Here is an 18,543-nt window from a genome sequence, read left to right on the forward strand (position 1 = left end):
TATGAAGGCTTTTTTATTACTGGAAGACGGTACGATATTCGAAGGCAACAGCTTTGGAATGGAAGGAAAGGTAGTTGGAGAGGTAGTTTTTAACACAGGTATGACAGGATATCAGGAAGTTCTGACAGACCCGTCATACTGCGGACAAATAGTATGTATGACTTATCCATTAATAGGAAACTATGGTGTGAATATAGATGATATTGAATCTTTGAAACCTCAGGTAAAGGGTTTTATAGTCCGGGAGCTTTGTAAAACTCCAAGTAACTGGAGATCTATCGAAACCCTGAATGAGTATTTGAAAAGAAATGAGATAACAGGTCTTGAGGGTATTGATACAAGAGCCTTAACTAGGATTTTGCGCGATAACGGTACTATGAAAGGTACTATAATTACAGCAGAACAGCTGGAAAATATACAAGAAGAGCTTTCAAACGTAAACAGCTATACAATTAACAACCCTGTATTACAAGTAACAACAAAAGAAATAAAGCATTACAAGGGAGAAGGCTATAAAATAGCTCTTATGGATTACGGTTTAAAGCAGAATATTGTAAGATCCTTGTTAAACAGGGACTGCGAAGTATATATATTCCCTGCAACAGCAACAGCGGAAGAAGTTTTGAAAATAGAACCCGACGGGATAATGCTTTCTAACGGACCGGGAGACCCTAAGGATTGTCAGTTCCAGATAGAGACAATTAAAAAACTCATAGGTAAAAAGCCAATGTTCGGAATTTGCCTTGGACATCAGTTGACAGCATTAGCAAACGGAGCCAATACAGTAAAACTTAAATACGGGCATAGAGGCTGCAACCACCCGGTAAAGGATATAGCAAAGGATCTCACCTACATTACTTCCCAAAACCATGGGTACACTATTGTGGAAGAATCACTCGACAGAGAAACCATGACTGTAAGTCATATAAATATGAATGATGGAACTATCGAAGGAATAAAGTACAAAAATGCTCCGCTTTTTACAGTGCAATTTCACCCCGAAGCATCACCGGGACCGGGTGACACAGCATATTTGTTCGACGAGTTCATTAAAATGATAGATTATTCAAAAAGTAGTATATAAAAGAAGCTGGAGGATATAACACATGCCTAAACGTAATGATATACATAAAGTATTGGTTATCGGGTCCGGTCCGATTATAATCGGTCAGGCCGCAGAATTTGACTATGCCGGAACTCAGGCGTGTCAGGCTCTCAAAGAAGAAGGAATAGAAGTTGTGCTGGTAAACAGTAATCCTGCTACCATAATGACTGATACGAATATAGCTGATAAGGTTTATATAGAACCCCTTAAAGCTGAAGTAGTAAAAAATATAATAAGATATGAAAAACCTGATAGCATTTTACCAACACTGGGAGGCCAGACAGGCCTGAACTTGGCAATGGAACTTGCAGAATCAGGTTTTTTACAGGAGCAGGGAGTAAAGCTTCTGGGAACAGCTACCGAAGCAATAAAAATGGCTGAAGACAGACAGGATTTCAAGGACACAATGGAACGTATAGGCGAGCCATGTATTGCCAGTAAGGTTGTTACCACAATAGAAGATGCAGTAGAATTTGCCCGTGAGATTGATTATCCGGTTATTGTAAGACCTGCATACACCCTTGGAGGTACCGGCGGAGGAATTGTATACAATGAAGAAGAACTGAGGGAAACAGGAGAAAACGGACTAAGACTCAGCCGTGTTCATCAGGTTCTGATTGAGAAATGCATATCAGGTTGGAAGGAAATTGAATACGAAGTAATGAGAGACAGCAAGGGTAATGTTATAACCGTGTGTAACATGGAAAACATTGACCCTGTTGGAGTCCATACCGGAGACAGTATAGTTGTGGCACCTTCCCAGACACTTGCGGACAAAGAATATCAAATGCTTAGAACCTCTGCACTGAAAATAATATCAGCACTGGGAATACAGGGAGGCTGTAATGTACAATACGCCCTGCATCCAACAAGCTTTGAATATGCAGTAATAGAAGTAAACCCAAGAGTTAGCAGATCATCTGCACTTGCTTCTAAGGCTACAGGATACCCGATAGCAAAGGTTGCTTCAAAGATTGCAATAGGCTACGGTCTGGATGAAATAAAAAATGCCGTAACAGGAAAGACATATGCTTGCTTTGAACCTACACTTGACTATGTTGTAGTAAAAATACCAAAATGGCCTTTTGACAAATTTGTAAAGGCAAAGAGAACACTGGGAACGCAGATGAAGGCAACAGGAGAGGTAATGTCCATAAGCAGCTCATTTGAGGCTGCTCTGATGAAAGCCATACGTTCACTGGAACTGGGTATATTTACACTTGAACAGGATATTTACAAAAATCTTGAAGGCAGTGAGATACTAAAAAAACTTCATGATATTAATGACGAAAGAATATTTGTCATAGCAGAAGCAATAAGACGTTCTATAACAGTTGAAGAAATTCATGAAATAACCAAGATAGATTATTTCTTCCTATGCAAGATTAAAGAACTCGTTCTAATGGAAGAAAAGCTTAAAACCGTAAATAAGGAGCAGCTTGATAAGGATGTTTTGAAAAAGGCAAAGAAGATGGGTTTTACAGACAGAATAATCGCCAAGCTGTCCGGAGTTTCCCAAGAAGAAATAACCGAACTCAGAAAGCAGAAAAATATTACTGCGGCGTATAAAATGGTTGATACTTGTGCTGCTGAGTTTGAAGCTGTAACACCATACTATTACTCAACCTACGATGACCATTCTGAGGTTAAGAAATCCGATAGAGAAAAGGTTCTGGTTCTGGGTTCGGGACCAATAAGAATAGGTCAGGGAATAGAATTTGACTACTGCTCCGTACACTCTGTATGGGCATTGAAAGAGCTTGGGTATGAAACAATTATTGCAAACAACAACCCTGAAACCGTAAGTACTGACTTTGATACAGCGGACAGACTTTACTTTGAACCGTTGACGCCTGAGGATGTGGCAAATATAGTTGAAGCAGAAAATCCAAAAGGAGCTATAGTACAGTTCGGCGGACAAACTGCTATCAAACTCACTAAGTCTCTGGATGATATGGGAGTTAAGATATTTGGTACTGAAGCAAAAAATGTAGATGCGGCAGAAGATAGGGAGAAATTTGACGAGATACTTGAAAAGACAGGTATTCCAAGACCTCAAGGAAAAACTATATTTACTCTTGAGGAGGCAATAGCAGCGGCTAACGAGTTGGGATACCCTGTACTGGTAAGGCCTTCCTACGTCCTTGGAGGGCAAGGGATGGAAATAGCCTACAATGACAAGGATGTCAAAGAGTTTATGGAGATAATAACCAGAACTGTTCAGGAACATCCCATACTGGTTGATAAATACATGATGGGTAAGGAAATAGAGGTTGACGCAATCTGCGATGGTGAGGAAATACTTATACCGGGCATAATGGAACACCTTGAAAGAGCAGGTGTTCACTCAGGGGACAGTATATCCGTATATCCTTCACAGACACTTACAGACAAGGTTAAAGAGGTTATTGTAGATTATACGGTAAAACTTGCAAAAGCCTTGAATGTAATCGGAATGGTAAATATACAGTATGTTTTATATAATAATCAGGTTTACGTAATAGAAGTGAATCCAAGGTCAAGTCGTACTGTTCCATATATCAGTAAGGTTACGGGAATTCCAATGGTAAATCTTGCAACCAAAGTCATGATGGGTAAAAAGCTTAAGGATTTCAAGTATGGAACAGGCTTATACAGAGAACCGGGCTATGTTTCGGTAAAAGTTCCTGTATTCTCCTTTGAAAAACTCCATGAAGTAGACACAAGCCTTGGGCCTGAAATGAAGTCTACCGGTGAAGTACTTGGAATAGCTGATAATTTCCCGGAAGCTTTGTACAAAGGTATTATAGCATCAGGAATAAAGCTTCCAAAGCCCGGGGATGGAATACTTATGACAGTCAGAGACACTGATAAGCCTGAACTGATTCATATTGCAGAGGAATTTGAAAAGTTAGGTTTTACTCTCTATGCAACAGGTAAGACTGCAAATATGCTGAATAATAACGGAATTGCAACAAATGCTGTAAGAAAGCTGGATGAAGGCTCACCTAATATAATTGAGCTTATCCATGCAGGTAAGCTGGCAATGATAATAAATACACCGACTAAAGGCAGAAACGCTGACAGGGACGGCTTTAAAATAAGAAGAAAAGCCGTAGAAATGTCAATACCGTGTCTGACTTCACTTGATACGGCAGAAGCAATAATCAAATGCCTCAAGCTCGGGAAAACCGAAGGTGAGCTTGAAGTACTTAATTTAAGCATATTTGACGAGTAAAAATACCGGAGGTAAATATGGGTAAGCTACTAAATGAACAGATTGTAAGTACGCAAATGCTGTGCAAGGATGTTTTTATAATGACTATCAGGTCAGAATATGTTGCTTCTACTGCAAAACCGGGTCAGTTTGTAAACATCAGATGTGGTGGGTTGGATGCAATGCTAAGACGTCCTATAAGCATTTGCGATGTAAATAAAGCTCAAAATACGTTTGATATAGTTATTCAGGTAAAGGGCAGCGGTACCCAAAAGCTTTGCAGTATGTGTCAGGGAGCGGTAGACATAATGGCACCTCTGGGGAACTCCTTTATGCTAGATGATAAGCATAAAAATATATGTGTAGTAGGGGGAGGAATAGGAACCTTTCCCCTCCTGTATCTGTTAAAAGCTTCTCAATCGACTAATAAGACTGCTTTGCTTGGCTTCAGAAGTGGAGAGGCTGTTGTTCTGGAGGATAAATTCAGGGCTACCGCAAATACTGTAGAAATTGCTACAGACGACGGTTCATACGGTAAAAAAGCCTTTGTAACAGAACTTCTTGAAGAGACAATTCAATCTCAAAAACCGGATATAATATATACCTGCGGCCCTGCCATAATGATGCGGAAGGTCGCTGCAATTGCACAAAAGAATGGCATCTCATGTCAGGTATCTATGGAACAACGCATGGGGTGTGGTATAGGAGCATGTCTGGTCTGTGCCTGCAAGACCCAAAAAGGTGATGACTGGGGGTTCAGCCACGTTTGTAAGGACGGGCCTGTATACTGGAGCACAGAGGTTTGCTGGGACTAAATGGGAGGTTTATATATGTCAGATAATATAGATTTAAGTACAAATATTGCAGGAGTACAGTTTGACAACCCCGTTATAATGGCATCAGGTACTTACGGTTTCGGAAAGGAATACAGTGAGTATGTTGATTTGAACCAAATCGGGGGAATTTCAGTAAAGGGACTTACGTTAAAAGAGAGGAAAGGCAACAAGCCGCCGAGAATAGCAGAAACTCCTGCAGGCATACTTAACAGTGTGGGATTGCAAAATCCCGGAGTAGAAGTTTTCATAAAAGAAGACCTGCCGTTTTTAAAAAAATACAAAACTAAAATAATTGCGAACATTGCCGGAAATACTATAGAAGAGTATTGCGAAATGGCAGAGATACTGGGTGACTCCCAAGTGGATGCCATTGAAATGAATGTGTCCTGTCCTAACGTTAAGGCAGGATGTCTGGCCTTTGGGACTTCGCCAAAAGGAATAGAGGAAATTACATCCGCTGTAAAAAAATACTGTAAGCAGCCATTGATAGTTAAATTGACCCCAAATGTTTCTGATATAAAGTCAATAGCAATGGCTGCCGAGGGTGCAGGTGCGGATTGTATATCACTTATAAATACCATATTGGGACTTGCAATTGATATAAATAAAAAGAAACCAATTCTAGCTAACAACTTCGGAGGCTTGTCAGGCCCTGCGGTAAAGCCTATTGCATTACGTATGGTATATGAAGCGGCACACTCGGTTAAAATACCCGTAATAGGGATGGGGGGAATCAGCTCTTGGGAGGATGCCGTTGAATTCATACTTGTGGGTGCATCAGCCGTAATGGTTGGGACTGCAAACTTTGTTAACCCTACAATTCCAATAGAGATTGTTAACGGAATAGAAAAGTATCTTGAGCACCATGGACATACAGGGTTGGATGAAATTATCGGAAAAATGGATTTGAATGACTGATTAATCTGATATAATAATTACTGTTGTATTATATTTATTTTATGGAGGTACTCATGAAAACGAGGCTTATATTTGTAAGACATGCGGAAGCGGAAGGAAATTTCAACAGAGTATTTCACGGATGGTATGACAGCAGGATTACTGAAAAGGGACACAAACAGGCCAAGGCAGTGGCAGAAAGGCTCGCTGATGTGCCTGTTGACATTATATATTCAAGCAGCTTGACAAGAACCCTGCAGACAGCACAGTATATAGCCGATATCAAAAAGCTTCCTATTATCCGAACAGACAAAATGAAGGAAATTAACGGCGGAGATTGGGAAAATATTGCATGGGATGCTATACCCGGATTATATCCAAATGAAAACTATACATGGGAAAACGAACCTCATATGCATCAAATGCCTAACGGCGAAAATATGGAGGAATTCTATAACCGTATTTTAAAAGAAGTTATGGACATAATCCGAAAGAACAAAGGGAAAAATGTTTGTGTAGTTACACATGGCACAGCTATCAGAGCAATGCTGTGCAGGTTTTACGGCAAGTCTCTTAAGTATATGAAAAATATATATTGGCATGACAATACATCAGTAACAATTGTTGATTACAATGACGAAAATGATGATTTTGAGGTAGTACTCGAAGGCGATATTGTACATTTAGGTGTGGAGTTGAGTACTATTCAGAATCAGGAGTGGTGGCAAAGCTACATGGAGTCAATGCGAAAAAAATAACTAAGGTCTTGTAGGAGGTTAACAATGGAAAATAATAATCTGATTAACTGGCTGTTTAAAACCAATGCTGTCAGGATATGTCCTGAAAACAAGCCGTTTTGGTATACATCATCGAAGATAGGTCCTTACTACATAAATACACATTTTCTTTATGGCAGTGAAGAAAAGGCAAACAGTCTTTTGAAAGTAATCGATGTATGCAAAGAAAATAAAATGGACTGCTCGGAGATAATACTTGAACTGGCCCATAAGAATTTTGAAACTGACGAGATATTCAGAGGCCTCATAACAACTATGTGTGAGTATATAAAGAGTAATATTGACATTAAAGATATAGGATATATATCAGGAGGAGAAAGAAGAGACTGGTTCTTTTCACTTATAGTAGCAGATATACTTAAAATACCTCATATAACAATATTCAAGGATTTGACGGCAGTATTGTATAAAGATGGAGTATCTTCAGAGGTAACTGACCTTGGTGGAGCAAATGTGCTTCATATTGCGGACATTATAACAGAGGCTTCCAGCTATGTGCGTGCATGGATTCCGGCTGTTAATAAACTAAAAGGCAATCTGAAATACAGTCTTGTTGTAATAGACAGATTACAGGGAGGGACCGAAAAGTTAAAGGATGCTGATGTTGAGTCCCATGCACTTATGAATGTGGATAAAGGACTTTTTGACGGTGCGCTTTCAGGTGGACACATTTCATCAGAACAATACGGTTTACTGATGAAGTATCTTGATAATCCAACAGGTACAATGAAAGAGTTCTTAATAAACAATCCTGAATTTTTGGAAAATTCTCTTAATGCAGATGCAAAGACTGCGCAAAGGGCACGTATTTGTATAGAAGAGGATATTTATGGTCTGAAATAATTAATTACTGAATACATATACCTTTGAAAGAATATGGAGATTCAATAACTCGAGAGGGTTGGAGTGATTTAATGAAAAGGTTTGTATTTTTTGCATCCGTAATACTGGCAGCTGGTGTTGTAACATTATTATCATACAGCCACTTCGCCTTTAAGGATGCTTTTTTCTTTCTTAGGGGAGAGATTAAAATTGACAGACTAATTTGTCATGGAGATATGGATAAAGATGGAATACCTGACAATGAGGATATCGTACAAGGAGCCAGATTAGAGATATCCAACATGACAAAGTACCAGAGTACCTACTATGAAGGTGGATATCCGCCAAAATCAGAAGGTGTATGTACTGATGTTGTGTGGAGAGCTCTAAAAAACGCAGGATACGATTTGAAGTCACATATGGATGCTGATATCTCAAAGCATACAGATGACTATAAAAGCGGTGTAATTATACCTGACCCTAACATAGATTTCAGACGCGTAAAGAACCAGTATATATTTTTAAAAAAATTTGCTACAAACCTTACAACAGAGGTAAAACCCTTTAACAGGAAAAACTTGTACCAGTGGCAGCCCGGTGATATAGTAATATTGAAAAACAGTGACCATGTTGCTGTTATATCGGACAAACGCAGGAGAGATGGGGTTCCGGGTATAATACACAACTCCAGCACTTTTCCAAAGGAAGAAGACTTGCTTTTAAAATGGAGCAAAAAAGGCCGTATAATAGGACATTTCAGGTTTCCACAAAATGATTTGGAGTAAATATGGAAGAGGGGTATAGGTGTGGCAAATCAAAAGACAAATGTAATGAGAATTTTAGACAGTGGCAAAATTAAATATAATGTGTATACATACGACAGCAAGGGTGGAGCCATTGACGGTGTTTCAGTAGCTGAAAAAATAGGACAGCCTGTTGAAAAAGTTTTTAAGACACTTGTAACCAAAGGCAACAGTAAAAACTTTTTTGTATTTGTAATTCCCGTGAACAAGGAACTCAACCTCAAAGCTGCTGCAAAAGCAGTGGGGGAGAAGTCGGTTGAGATGATACGAGTTGATGAAATCAATAAAGTTACCGGATATATCAGGGGAGGCTGCTCTCCTATTGGTATGAAAAAGGATTATAAAACAGTAATTGACAGTACTTGTGAGAATCTGGATACATTTATTTTCAGCGCCGGCAAAATCGGTTTTCAGGTTGAGGTAAGCCCTAAGGAGCTAATTGAACTTATTAAAGCAGATGTAGATATGATAGCCGAATAGAAGGAGATTATTATGGATTTAAATACAGTAATAGCAATTTTAGCAGTACTATTATCAGTTTACCTTACCATTGAGTTAGTACTTAAATATCGGATAAAGAAGGAGCAAATTAAAGCTGATGTACTGGTTCGTACTGAGGAGGTAAAGGCTAAAAATCAGCTGGAAATTGAAAAACTCATTCATCAGGATAACATTGTAAAAGAAGCTTATACACACGATGACAAACATGACATAAATAATGACGAAAAACAGAATGGTCATAGAAGTCGTATAAATGACAGATTCTAGCTTTGAATAGAATTAGATGTAAAAATTAATGTTTACAATTCTATACAATTATTATAATATATACCTATAATAATTTATTAGGAGGGTATATATGAAAAGACATCTTGTAATTCTCTTGGTGATGTGTATGCTCTTTACCAGTTGTTTTTCTATGCTGGTAATCCAAGCAGAGGGTTTTGAGGATCTTCCTGCACCTCAGGACCGCTATTTGTGGTCAATAACGGCAAATGACAACGGATTGTTTGCGGCTGTTGGAGACTATGGTATAGTTAGGTTGACAGAAAATGGAAAAGATTGGAAGGACATTCAACTTCCTACCGATTCTTTGCTGAATTCGGTTGCAAGCAAAGGAAGTCAGTTTGTAGCAGTTGGTGATTTCGGTGCGATTTATACTTCAGAAAAAGGTTATGATTGGAAAGAGGTTATGCCTCCAAAGTATGATTACAATCTTACTTCTGTAGTATCCAACGGAGATGTTTTCGTTGCAGTAGGAAGCGACGGAACTATTTATTACTCAAAAGACGGGTATAGCTGGGTGAAGGTTGGAAAAATATACACGTCCTACAAAGATATTATCCCAAACATAAAAAAAATCATATGGAACGGTAGTGTATTTTATGGTTTAACTGATGTTGGGACAAGCCTTATATCAGAAAATGGTATTGACTGGAAAGAGCAAAAAATTAGTTTTCCATCTGAGACTAAATATGGTTTGTCATTAAAAAATGTAACTTGGGGTAATGACAAGTTTGTTGCCGTAGGTGAAAAGGGTACAATCGAAGTATCATATGATGGTGTTAACTACAAACCGGTATTTAAGGACGAAAAAGCATCCTTTAGAAATGTAATTTGGAGCGAGTCTGAAAAAGGTTTCTATGCAACAGGAACCCGTGGACTCATTAGTTTCTCAAAAGATGGTTATGCATGGGACAGAATAACAAAGGAAAATATGTCTCACTACGCAATAGAGGATATTGGTATATACAAAGATATTATTATTGGTATCGGCGGAGGCGGATTATTAGCCAGAATTACATATCTGGATCACTCAGTAGAAGTTTTTAACGCAGGGGCAGATGATGGTTTTCAGCTTTATGACGTTACCTATGACGGAAAAACCTTAGTTGCCGTAGGCACTGACGGAAGAGTTAGAAGATCAACCGATGGTGGCTTAACATGGTCATATTTTAACCTTACAACAATAGATGACCTTGTTGATATTGATTGCAACGACAGAGCTTTTGTAGCAGTTGGACCCGGTGGTACACTCATAAGGTCTACTGACGGAGGGAAAAACTGGTATGAACCTGTAAAAGGCTATGGAAATGATTTTGAAGGTGTTACATATTCAAATGGAAAATTTATAGCTGTAGGAAGTAACGGAATTATCCTTATATCCGGTAATTCGGGTGCTGATTGGGACGACAGTGTTGTTTCACCGCCGGTATATTTGAACAAGGGTGAGTACAATGGCAGAATATATGTTGTAGTAGGAAATGGCGGTAAAATATTTACTTCTACGGATGGAAAAGAATGGACTGAACAAAAATCAGGAACCACTAAAAACCTGACAAGTGTTGTTTGGGATGGAAGTAAATTTATAGCTGTAGGCCTTAATGGTACAATACTTACTTCACCTGATGGCATAAATTGGTCATCTTCAGTTTCAGGCTTCAAGGCTAATTTTACCGATATTACTACAACTAATAATACACCGATTAGTGGCGGATATAAAATTATTGCAACAGCTGCTTCCGGTAAGACTTATGGTTCTAATGACGGGAAAAATTGGTTCCCCGTAGCATCACAGGTTTCAACCAATCTGAATGGAACAGTGTGGTGCAACGGTAAATACGTTTCAGTAGGATGTTTTGAATGTATTACCATATCCAAGAATGGTTCAATTTGGACTCAGGTTCTTGGACATTATTAAGAATTGGTTAAGTCTTTATGAAGGCCGACGGCGTAAGCTGTCGGCCTTATATAATATATTTTATGGTACCTTCTCCAAAGATTTGATTTATCTCCTTTGTAAAAAATTCTTTAACTTCAGCAATTGCTTCCTTAGGATACACATATTTACCATAACCGAATTGTCCAAACTTAAATTTACGGTTTTCGTTTATCATATCCAGAGTAGTATCAGGGAATATTTCTAAAATCTTATTTTTAGCTCTTTCTGTATATCTGTGTGTTATAATCTCGAAACTTGCATTCTTTGCGGTATCATCATCAAGAGTATTTCTAAGTTTTATTAATAGGTTCTTATAGTCCTCTTTCCACCCTTCATAGATAAATACCGGCGCAATTAAAAATCCTATGGGATACCCTGCCTTAGCTACTTTTCCCACTGCTTCTATACGTTTCTCTGCAGAAGCTGTTTTGTGTTCGTAGGTACTTATAATATTATTAGTATTTAGACTAAACCGTATTTCAGTATGTTTATTATGCTCGAGGTCAAGAAGACTGTCTATGTCGGTAAACTTGGTTACAAACCTGAAACGCGCATTTTTTTGGTTTGCAAAAAAGTTTATACAGGTCTTTAAAGCTCCGGTATATGGTTCAACGGGTATAGGATCGGAGGTGGCAGCCCCTTCAAATATAGTGCTTTCGGGAAGTCTTTCCTGAATATATTTATCTGCACGATTTAAAATGTCATCAATGTTTACATAAACTCTAACAAAAGGCTTATCACCTAATTGTGTATTGAGATAACAGTATTCACATTGGCCGACACAGCCGCTTACAAGGGGAAGCTGATAATGTGCAGAAGGCTTACAGCTCTGGAAAGAAAGGCTTTTTTTTACGCCTATTACAAGGGTTTGCTTTCCATGCTTGTAAAGTGAACTGAAATCCTCTCCGGGAATACATGACTTTACTCTGTTTAACGCACATTGATTAATCTCAATGCCTGAAGAACTGAAATGACTATACAGGCTTCTGCCAAGTTCATAATCCAGAGTGCCTGTTTCAAAAATTACTCTTTGGGGTTTAAACATAAAAAATCCTCACACGCTTGTTTTTATTATTGTGTGAGGATGTCTATTTTATTATTCATTTTTATATTATTTCCAGCCGTCATTGTAGTCAACATTTTCAGTGGATTTTGTCATATCAAAGTCGGAAGTATCTGCCGGTGGGAGTTTAACTCTTTCAGAATACAGGTACCCGCAAACAAGGGAGGTCAGAGGCATTGTAAAAAGAATACCTATACTTCCTACCAACGATTGAAGAATTTCCACGACTATCATTTCCTTGTTAAGCAGCTCTAAAAGTGAGCTGTTATATGAAACCAAAAGCAAAACAACGGACAGGGAACTGCCGATATAAGCAAGTATAAGTGTGTTGGCCATTGTTCCCATTATATCCTTTCCAATAGCTATTCCAGATTTGACCAGAAGACTGAAGGGAGTATACTCCAGTTTTTCCTGCATTTCAGCAAGTGAAGCTGCAATAGACATCGATACATCCATTATGGCTCCGATTGCTCCTATAAGGATTGAGGCAAATATTATTGCTTTTAAATCAATGGGGTGGTTTGGATTAATACGCAACAGATAGAGGGATTCCTCGCTGACAAAGCCTGTGAGCTTTAAGACCTTGTCCATAATTGTAATTAAAATTCCGGATACGAGGACACCTACCATACAACCAATACCAGCTGCAAGACTTTTCTTGCTGGGGCCGTATACTATAAGTAAAGTCATACAGATTATAAACAGGCAGGTTATTATTGACCAGATATAAATATTGAAGCCCTGTAATACTGCGGGGACAAATACTGCAAATATGGCTGCGAATGTAAATATAAGCGATAATATTGTATTGAAACCTTTGGATCTTCCAAATATCAGAAGCAGGACGAAAAAAGCGATTCCCAACACCAAAAGCGCATTAGTTCTATGGTATTCTGCCATGACCCAAGCGTACTCAGAATCTTTGTTGTCGAGTTTATACAGAATTACTTTATCTCCCGGTTCAATTTCTTTTTGCGAGCCGCTTGAAAATGGGTCTATAGTTTGAAGTGCATTAATCTGCTTGCCTTTGTCTTTACCGGATAAAAGTTTTGCCGAAAAAGCAATGTTCTTACCCTTGTTTGGGGTACCTCCTCCAAGATTATATTCGGTTTTACTTGTTTTAATTATTTTAATAACACTTGCACTCTGGGCTTCAACACCGTCAACACCTTTAAACATATCGAGATTGTTGGTGGTAACCCTGTATCCTATGTATAACAGTACGATGGAAATAACGATAGTAGAGATGTATATGAGCGTTTTTTTGTTTATAAGCTTTTTAAAGTTGTGTGCTTCCATAAATTCTCCTTTTAAAACTTTTTAAAGGCAAAGAAAACTGCACCTAGAATACATATAAAAGATAAGATATAATTGAGTTTAAAGCTTTCTTTAAGATAAAGTACTGAAAAAACACCAAATACTACAAGTGATATTACTTCTTTTATAATTTTAAGTTGAGCTGTGTCAAAATTTTTTGACGCCAGTCTGTTAGCAGGTATCATTAAACAGTATTCGAAAAATGCTATACCCCAGCTTATTAATATAATAAGGGGAAGTGAGGTTGAACTATCTTTAAATTTAAGATTGCCATACCAAGCAAATGTCATAAAAATATTTGAAACTACTAAAAGTAAAAAAGGCCAGAATTTAATAATTGAAGACATATATATAACCCCATTAATATTATGATTTATCTTGTATGCATAAATATCATTATAATCTATTATACATAATTTTCAACAGTCATTATTTGACTCACTAAAATGACAATAAGATTGAAAATTTTAACAAAATTAGTATAATGTTAGTATGGTACTATATTTTACCGGAAAGTATTTTTTAAAAAATATAGAGGATAGCCAACAGCCGGGTGCTGATATATAAGGGCTTAAGGTAGTATAATGACACTAAAAAATATAAAAAAGATTATTTTGGCGGGCTTTGCAGTTGTAATTTTTATATTGTTTTTTGGAAGTACATTTGTAGAGGCAGTAAACAAAGAAGTAATTGAAGATGCACGGCCTAAAAAGAATATATTAATATTGCATTCGTATAATGAAGGCTTGGCATGGACTAGTGATCAGAATACAGGAATAATTGAAACTATTGATAAAGAATATCCAAACGCGAGTACATATGTAGAATACATGGATTGGAAAAATTATCCGACATCCAGTATATTATCTTTTTTAACTGACAACTTTGAATTCAAGTATAAACACAAACATCTTGATTTGATTATTACTACTGACGATGCTGCTTTTAAATTTGCATTACTCAACAGAAAACAATTGTTTTCAGATGCGCCCATTGTTTTTTCAGGAGTAAATCAGGAAAATATTTCAGAAATTGCAGGAAGCTATAAAAATTACACCGGGGTTATAGAAAAAATAGATCCTACAGAAACTTTCAGAATAGCTTTGAGAATAAATCCTCGCTTAAAGAAAGTTTATGTGGTGTTTGATAATTCGGAAAGCGGTTTGTCAACAGGTAACCTGGTAATGGATAAGGTCAAGGAAATGAATCTGGAACCTATACCAATGAATAGAATGAGCTTTCAGGAGGTTTTGCAGCAAGTAAGTAAACTTGATAACACAAGTATTGTATTTTTTGCAACTTATTATAGTGATGGAAATGGAAAAATGCTGGAGTTTAATCTGGCTGCCAGAGAGATAAGCAAGTACACCAGTGTACCTTTATATCACCAATATGACTTTGGCTTGAATAAGGGGGCCTTCGGAGGAGAGTTGTTAAGCGGCCGGCTGTGCGGAAACTATGCAGCAGAGCTTGCCATCAGGATATTAAAGGGAGAAGCTGCTTCTGACATAAAGATTATATCACCTAAGGCAACAAGAGTAGTTTTTGACTATGAACAGATGAAACGTTTTGAAGTACCTGCTTGGAAATTACCTAAATCCGCAGAAATAATAAATAAGCCGTTTTCTTTTTTTGAAACATATAAGCGGTTGGTTTTGGTTGTTATAGGTGCTTTTGCAGTACTGACACTTTTTTTAATTATTTTATTGGTACATATAAGGAAAATCAAGATTATTCGTAAGCAGTTATATCAGAGTAACGAGGAACTTACACAGACATATGAAGAGTTGGTTGCTTCGGATGAAGAATTGAAGCATCAGCTGGATGAAATCCGTTTCATACAAAAAAGCCTGACCCAAAGCGAGGAGAAGTATACTTATCTGGCACTTCATGACATTCTGACAGGTCTTCCCAACAGGCGTTCTCTATTAGAGGATTCTGACAGACTTCTGGAAGGTAATTCAGGTAAAAAGCTTGCATTATTATTCATAGATATGGACAATTTTAAGTACATCAACGATACTATGGGACATGAGTTCGGCGATGAACTAATAAACAAAGCAAGCCAGAGACTGAAAACAGCCCTTAAGGATTTTGGTATACTCTATCGCCTCAGTGGCGATGAATTTATTCTGCTTATTCATGATATTGAGAACAAGTTTAAAGCAGAGGAGTTTATGTGCCAAATTCTTGAAAGCTTCAAGGATGAATTTGAAATCAGAAACAGTGTACTTCATATAACTTTCAGTATAGGAGCAGCTCTCTATCCTGACCATGGGAACAGGATAGAGGATTTGATAAAGTGTGCGGATATAGCAATGTACAAGGCCAAGGAACAGGGCAAAAACAGGTATGTGCTTTACGATAAGGACATGGATAAGGCGTTTTCAGAGAGAATGATTATAGAAAAGCTGCTGCATACAGCTATGGAAAAGGGAGAATTTGAGGTGCATTACCAGCCTCAGTTTGATATACAGACACAAAAGGTAACAGGACTTGAAGCTTTGCTCAGATGGAAAAGTTCAGAGCTTGGAAATGTTTCGCCTGTAAAATTCATTCCGGTTGCGGAGGATACTCATTTAATTATACCTTTAGGGGAATGGGTGCTGAATCAGGCTTGTATATTTATAAAGGAGCTGCATGATAAGGGGTTAAAGGACTTGACAGTATCAGTAAATATATCAACAATTCAAATTCTTCAGTCCGGCTTTACGCAGAAAATAATTGATATAATAGACAGTTATAAGCTCAATCCGGAATGTATTGAGTTGGAGATTACCGAAACTATTTTGATTGAGTCATTTACTACTGTTTTGAAAAAGTTAAACAAGTTAAAAGGAATGGGCATAAGGATAGCATTAGATGATTTTGGTAAGGGTTATTCTTCGTTGAATTATTTAAAACAGCTTCCAATATCAACGTTAAAAATTGATAAGTCTTTTATTGATAGTGTTTCAACAGATGAGGAGGGCAGGACCATTACTCGTCATATAATCACACTGGGAAGATCGTTAGGGATGACGATAATTGCCGAAGGTGTAGAATATACAGAACAATTGGAATACCTTAAAAAATACAATTGTGACAGGATTCAGGGATATCTCTTCTCAAAGCCTTTGCCGGGAGAAGAGGTTAAAAAGCTGTTAAATGTGTAAATATAATAACTCAGACTTAAACGACCATGCTAACCTGTGAGATAGGGTTTGACATGGTCGTTTTATTTTTTTTTGAGTCAATTTATTGACTTATTTCATTTAATTGGTATAATAATTATGTGCATATGCACATAATTATTATGAGGTGAAAATAATGCCAAGACCCAAAAAATGCAGAAGGGTTGGTTTTATACCGGGTAATGTATGCTTTCATCCCGAAATCAAAAGTCAGGTGCAGGTTGTTTTGAGTATTGAGGAGGTTGAAGCCATCAGACTTGCAGACTATCTGGAAATAGGTCAGGATGAGGCAGCAGTTAGTATGAATGTTTCCAGAGGAACTTTTCAGCGGATAATTAATTCTGCAAGGAAAAAGACGGCAGATGCGCTGGTACACGGGAAGACTATCAGAATTGACGGTGGAAATTATCAGGTAGAGTCAGGCAAAAGCTGCTGCAGAAGACAAAGAAGGGAATGCAGCACTATAAATTGTGACAGGTGTGAAGGGTGTATTGATTGTCACAAACCAACAAATATATAACGAGGTGAATTATATGGCAGATAACGGATGTGGTTGTGGCGGAACAGATTGCGGCTCAAGTGATTGCGGAGGAAGTTGTCCTTCAGGAGGAGGCCGTCCACAGAGTTTTTTAGAAAAGACACATGAACTCAATTCAATCAAAAGAGTTATTGGTGTTGTAAGCGGTAAAGGTGGAGTAGGAAAATCTCTTGTAACTTCAACCTTGTCAATAATGATGAGAAGAAAAGGTTATGAGGTGGGAGTCCTGGATGCGGATATTACAGGGCCTTCAATACCCAAAATTTTCGGAATTAATCAAAAGGCACAGGGAAGTGAACTGGGTATTTATCCCCAAACATCCCCAAATGGTATCAAAGTAATGTCAGTTAACCTTATGCTTGATCAGGACGATGCTCCGGTTATATGGAGAGGCCCAATGATAGCAGGAGTTGTAAAACAATTCTGGACTGATGTAATATGGGGTGAAGTGGACTATCTGTTTCTGGATATGCCTCCGGGAACAGGGGATGTTCCTCTGACGGTTTTCCAATCAATTCCTTTGGATGGGATAGTTATTGTTACTTCCCCTCAGGATCTGGTTTCCATGATAGTTAAAAAGGCCTACAACATGGCAAGGGAAATGAATATCCCTATTCTAGGGATTGTTGAAAATATGAGCTATTTAAAATGTCCTGACTGTGGTAAAGAAATAAATATTTTCGGCAAGAGCAAAATCGATGAAATTGCAGCAGGCTTGGAGCTCAAAGTACTTGGTAAAATGCCGATAGATCCGTCTATTGCAGAATTATGTGACATGGGTGAACTTGAAAAAGTAAACCATGAACATTTGGCAGATGCTGTATCTTATATTGAAAATAAATTACCTGTTGGGAAGGAGAATGAAATTATGAAAATTGCAATTGCAACTGAAGGAAACAATATTTCCTCTCATTTTGGAAAGTGTGAGCATTTTACAGTAGTTGAAATAGAGAATAAATCTGTAAAGAACAAGGAAGTAATTAGTACAGAAGGAAATCAACACGCTCTGCTTCCGGGTTTTCTGGCTTCGCGGGGTATAAAAACCGTTATAGCCGGGGGAATGGGAGATGGTGCAAGACAGAATCTTGAAGAAAATAATATTCAGATTATATCAGGAATCAGCGGAAATATTGATGAAACAATACAGGTTTATATTGACGGGAACCTGAAATCAACAAGGTCCGGATGCTCAGGACATGGACATTCACATGGACATAATCACGGTGAGGGCGGCTGCAACTGCGGAAACCATTAATAAATAACATAAATAAAGC

16 protein-coding genes are annotated in these 18,543 nt (G+C 37.9%); 13 read left to right on the plus strand and 3 right to left on the minus strand.

All coding sequences use genetic code 11. The annotated features are described in order from the left end of the window. The first annotated feature begins 1 nt into the window (after nt 1). The 10 genes from P0092_RS09810 to P0092_RS09855 all read left to right on the plus strand — a co-directional run bounded on the left by P0092_RS09810 (nt 2) and on the right by P0092_RS09855 (nt 11,157). Nucleotides 2-1,084 carry a carbamoyl phosphate synthase small subunit gene (locus P0092_RS09810; RefSeq protein WP_004620280.1) on the plus strand — a complete coding sequence of 361 codons (1,083 nt, stop codon included), beginning with the start codon at nt 2-4 and terminating at the stop codon, nt 1,082-1,084. Between the two features lie 22 nt (nt 1,085-1,106). Then, nucleotides 1,107-4,322: a carbamoyl-phosphate synthase large subunit gene (gene carB, locus P0092_RS09815; RefSeq protein ID WP_004620282.1), complete on the plus strand. Its 3,216-nt coding sequence runs from the start codon at nt 1,107-1,109 to the stop codon at nt 4,320-4,322. A gap of 17 nt (nt 4,323-4,339) precedes the next feature. Beyond that, entirely contained in the window at nt 4,340-5,116 is a 777-nt protein-coding gene (locus tag P0092_RS09820; protein WP_004620285.1) for a dihydroorotate dehydrogenase electron transfer subunit, read from the plus strand. A gap of 15 nt (nt 5,117-5,131) precedes the next feature. Then, nucleotides 5,132-6,055: a dihydroorotate dehydrogenase gene (locus tag P0092_RS09825; RefSeq protein ID WP_004620287.1), complete on the plus strand. Its 924-nt coding sequence runs from the start codon at nt 5,132-5,134 to the stop codon at nt 6,053-6,055. Nucleotides 6,056-6,108: 53 nt separating this feature from the next. Further along, nucleotides 6,109-6,792, plus strand: a complete 684-nt coding sequence (locus P0092_RS09830; RefSeq protein WP_004620289.1) for a histidine phosphatase family protein — start codon at nt 6,109-6,111, stop codon at nt 6,790-6,792. Between the two features lie 24 nt (nt 6,793-6,816). Then, nucleotides 6,817-7,674 carry a phosphoribosyltransferase gene (locus P0092_RS09835; RefSeq protein WP_004620291.1) on the plus strand — a complete coding sequence of 286 codons (858 nt, stop codon included), beginning with the start codon at nt 6,817-6,819 and terminating at the stop codon, nt 7,672-7,674. Nucleotides 7,675-7,745: 71 nt separating this feature from the next. Beyond that, a complete protein-coding gene (locus tag P0092_RS09840; RefSeq protein WP_004620294.1) occupies nt 7,746-8,438 on the plus strand; it encodes a DUF1287 domain-containing protein in 693 nt (230 codons plus the stop codon). Between the two features lie 21 nt (nt 8,439-8,459). Then, entirely contained in the window at nt 8,460-8,936 is a 477-nt protein-coding gene (gene ybaK, locus P0092_RS09845) for a Cys-tRNA(Pro) deacylase (protein ID WP_004620296.1), read from the plus strand. A 12-nt stretch (nt 8,937-8,948) separates the two neighbouring features. Then, nucleotides 8,949-9,224, plus strand: coding sequence for a hypothetical protein (locus P0092_RS09850; RefSeq protein WP_004620298.1), 276 nt, complete (start codon nt 8,949-8,951; stop codon nt 9,222-9,224). Nucleotides 9,225-9,315: 91 nt separating this feature from the next. Beyond that, a complete protein-coding gene (locus P0092_RS09855) occupies nt 9,316-11,157 on the plus strand; it encodes a WD40/YVTN/BNR-like repeat-containing protein (RefSeq protein ID WP_004620300.1) in 1,842 nt (613 codons plus the stop codon). Between the two features lie 46 nt (nt 11,158-11,203). On the opposite strand, the gene splB is transcribed toward P0092_RS09855, so the two are convergent. The 3 genes from splB to P0092_RS09870 all read right to left on the minus strand — a co-directional run bounded on the left by splB (nt 11,204) and on the right by P0092_RS09870 (nt 13,905). Beyond that, nucleotides 11,204-12,223 (minus strand): spore photoproduct lyase, encoded by a 1,020-nt coding sequence (splB, locus tag P0092_RS09860; protein ID WP_004620302.1) that lies wholly within the window; start codon nt 12,221-12,223, stop codon nt 11,204-11,206. Between the two features lie 66 nt (nt 12,224-12,289). Beyond that, nucleotides 12,290-13,540 carry a YibE/F family protein gene (locus tag P0092_RS09865; RefSeq protein ID WP_004620305.1) on the minus strand — a complete coding sequence of 417 codons (1,251 nt, stop codon included), beginning with the start codon at nt 13,538-13,540 and terminating at the stop codon, nt 12,290-12,292. A gap of 11 nt (nt 13,541-13,551) precedes the next feature. Next, nucleotides 13,552-13,905 carry a DMT family protein gene (locus P0092_RS09870; protein WP_004620307.1) on the minus strand — a complete coding sequence of 118 codons (354 nt, stop codon included), beginning with the start codon at nt 13,903-13,905 and terminating at the stop codon, nt 13,552-13,554. Nucleotides 13,906-14,142: 237 nt separating this feature from the next. On the opposite strand from P0092_RS09870, the gene P0092_RS09875 reads away from it, so the two are divergent. The 3 genes from P0092_RS09875 to P0092_RS09885 all read left to right on the plus strand — a co-directional run bounded on the left by P0092_RS09875 (nt 14,143) and on the right by P0092_RS09885 (nt 18,524). Further along, nucleotides 14,143-16,713, plus strand: a complete 2,571-nt coding sequence (locus P0092_RS09875) for an EAL domain-containing protein (RefSeq protein WP_004620308.1) — start codon at nt 14,143-14,145, stop codon at nt 16,711-16,713. 154 nt (nt 16,714-16,867) lie between these two features. Next, on the plus strand, nt 16,868-17,251 hold the full coding sequence (locus tag P0092_RS09880) for a DUF134 domain-containing protein (RefSeq protein ID WP_004620310.1): 384 nt from the start codon (nt 16,868-16,870) through the stop codon (nt 17,249-17,251). Further along, entirely contained in the window at nt 17,211-18,524 is a 1,314-nt protein-coding gene (locus P0092_RS09885; protein ID WP_276187184.1) for an iron-sulfur cluster carrier protein MrpORP, read from the plus strand. Before P0092_RS09880 ends, P0092_RS09885 begins: the two co-directional genes overlap by 41 nt. The last annotated feature ends 19 nt before the right edge of the window (nt 18,525-18,543 follow it).

It is taken from the genome of Ruminiclostridium papyrosolvens DSM 2782, from assembly GCF_029318685.1.
Classification (GTDB): domain Bacteria; phylum Bacillota; class Clostridia; order Acetivibrionales; family DSM-1351; genus Ruminiclostridium; species Ruminiclostridium papyrosolvens.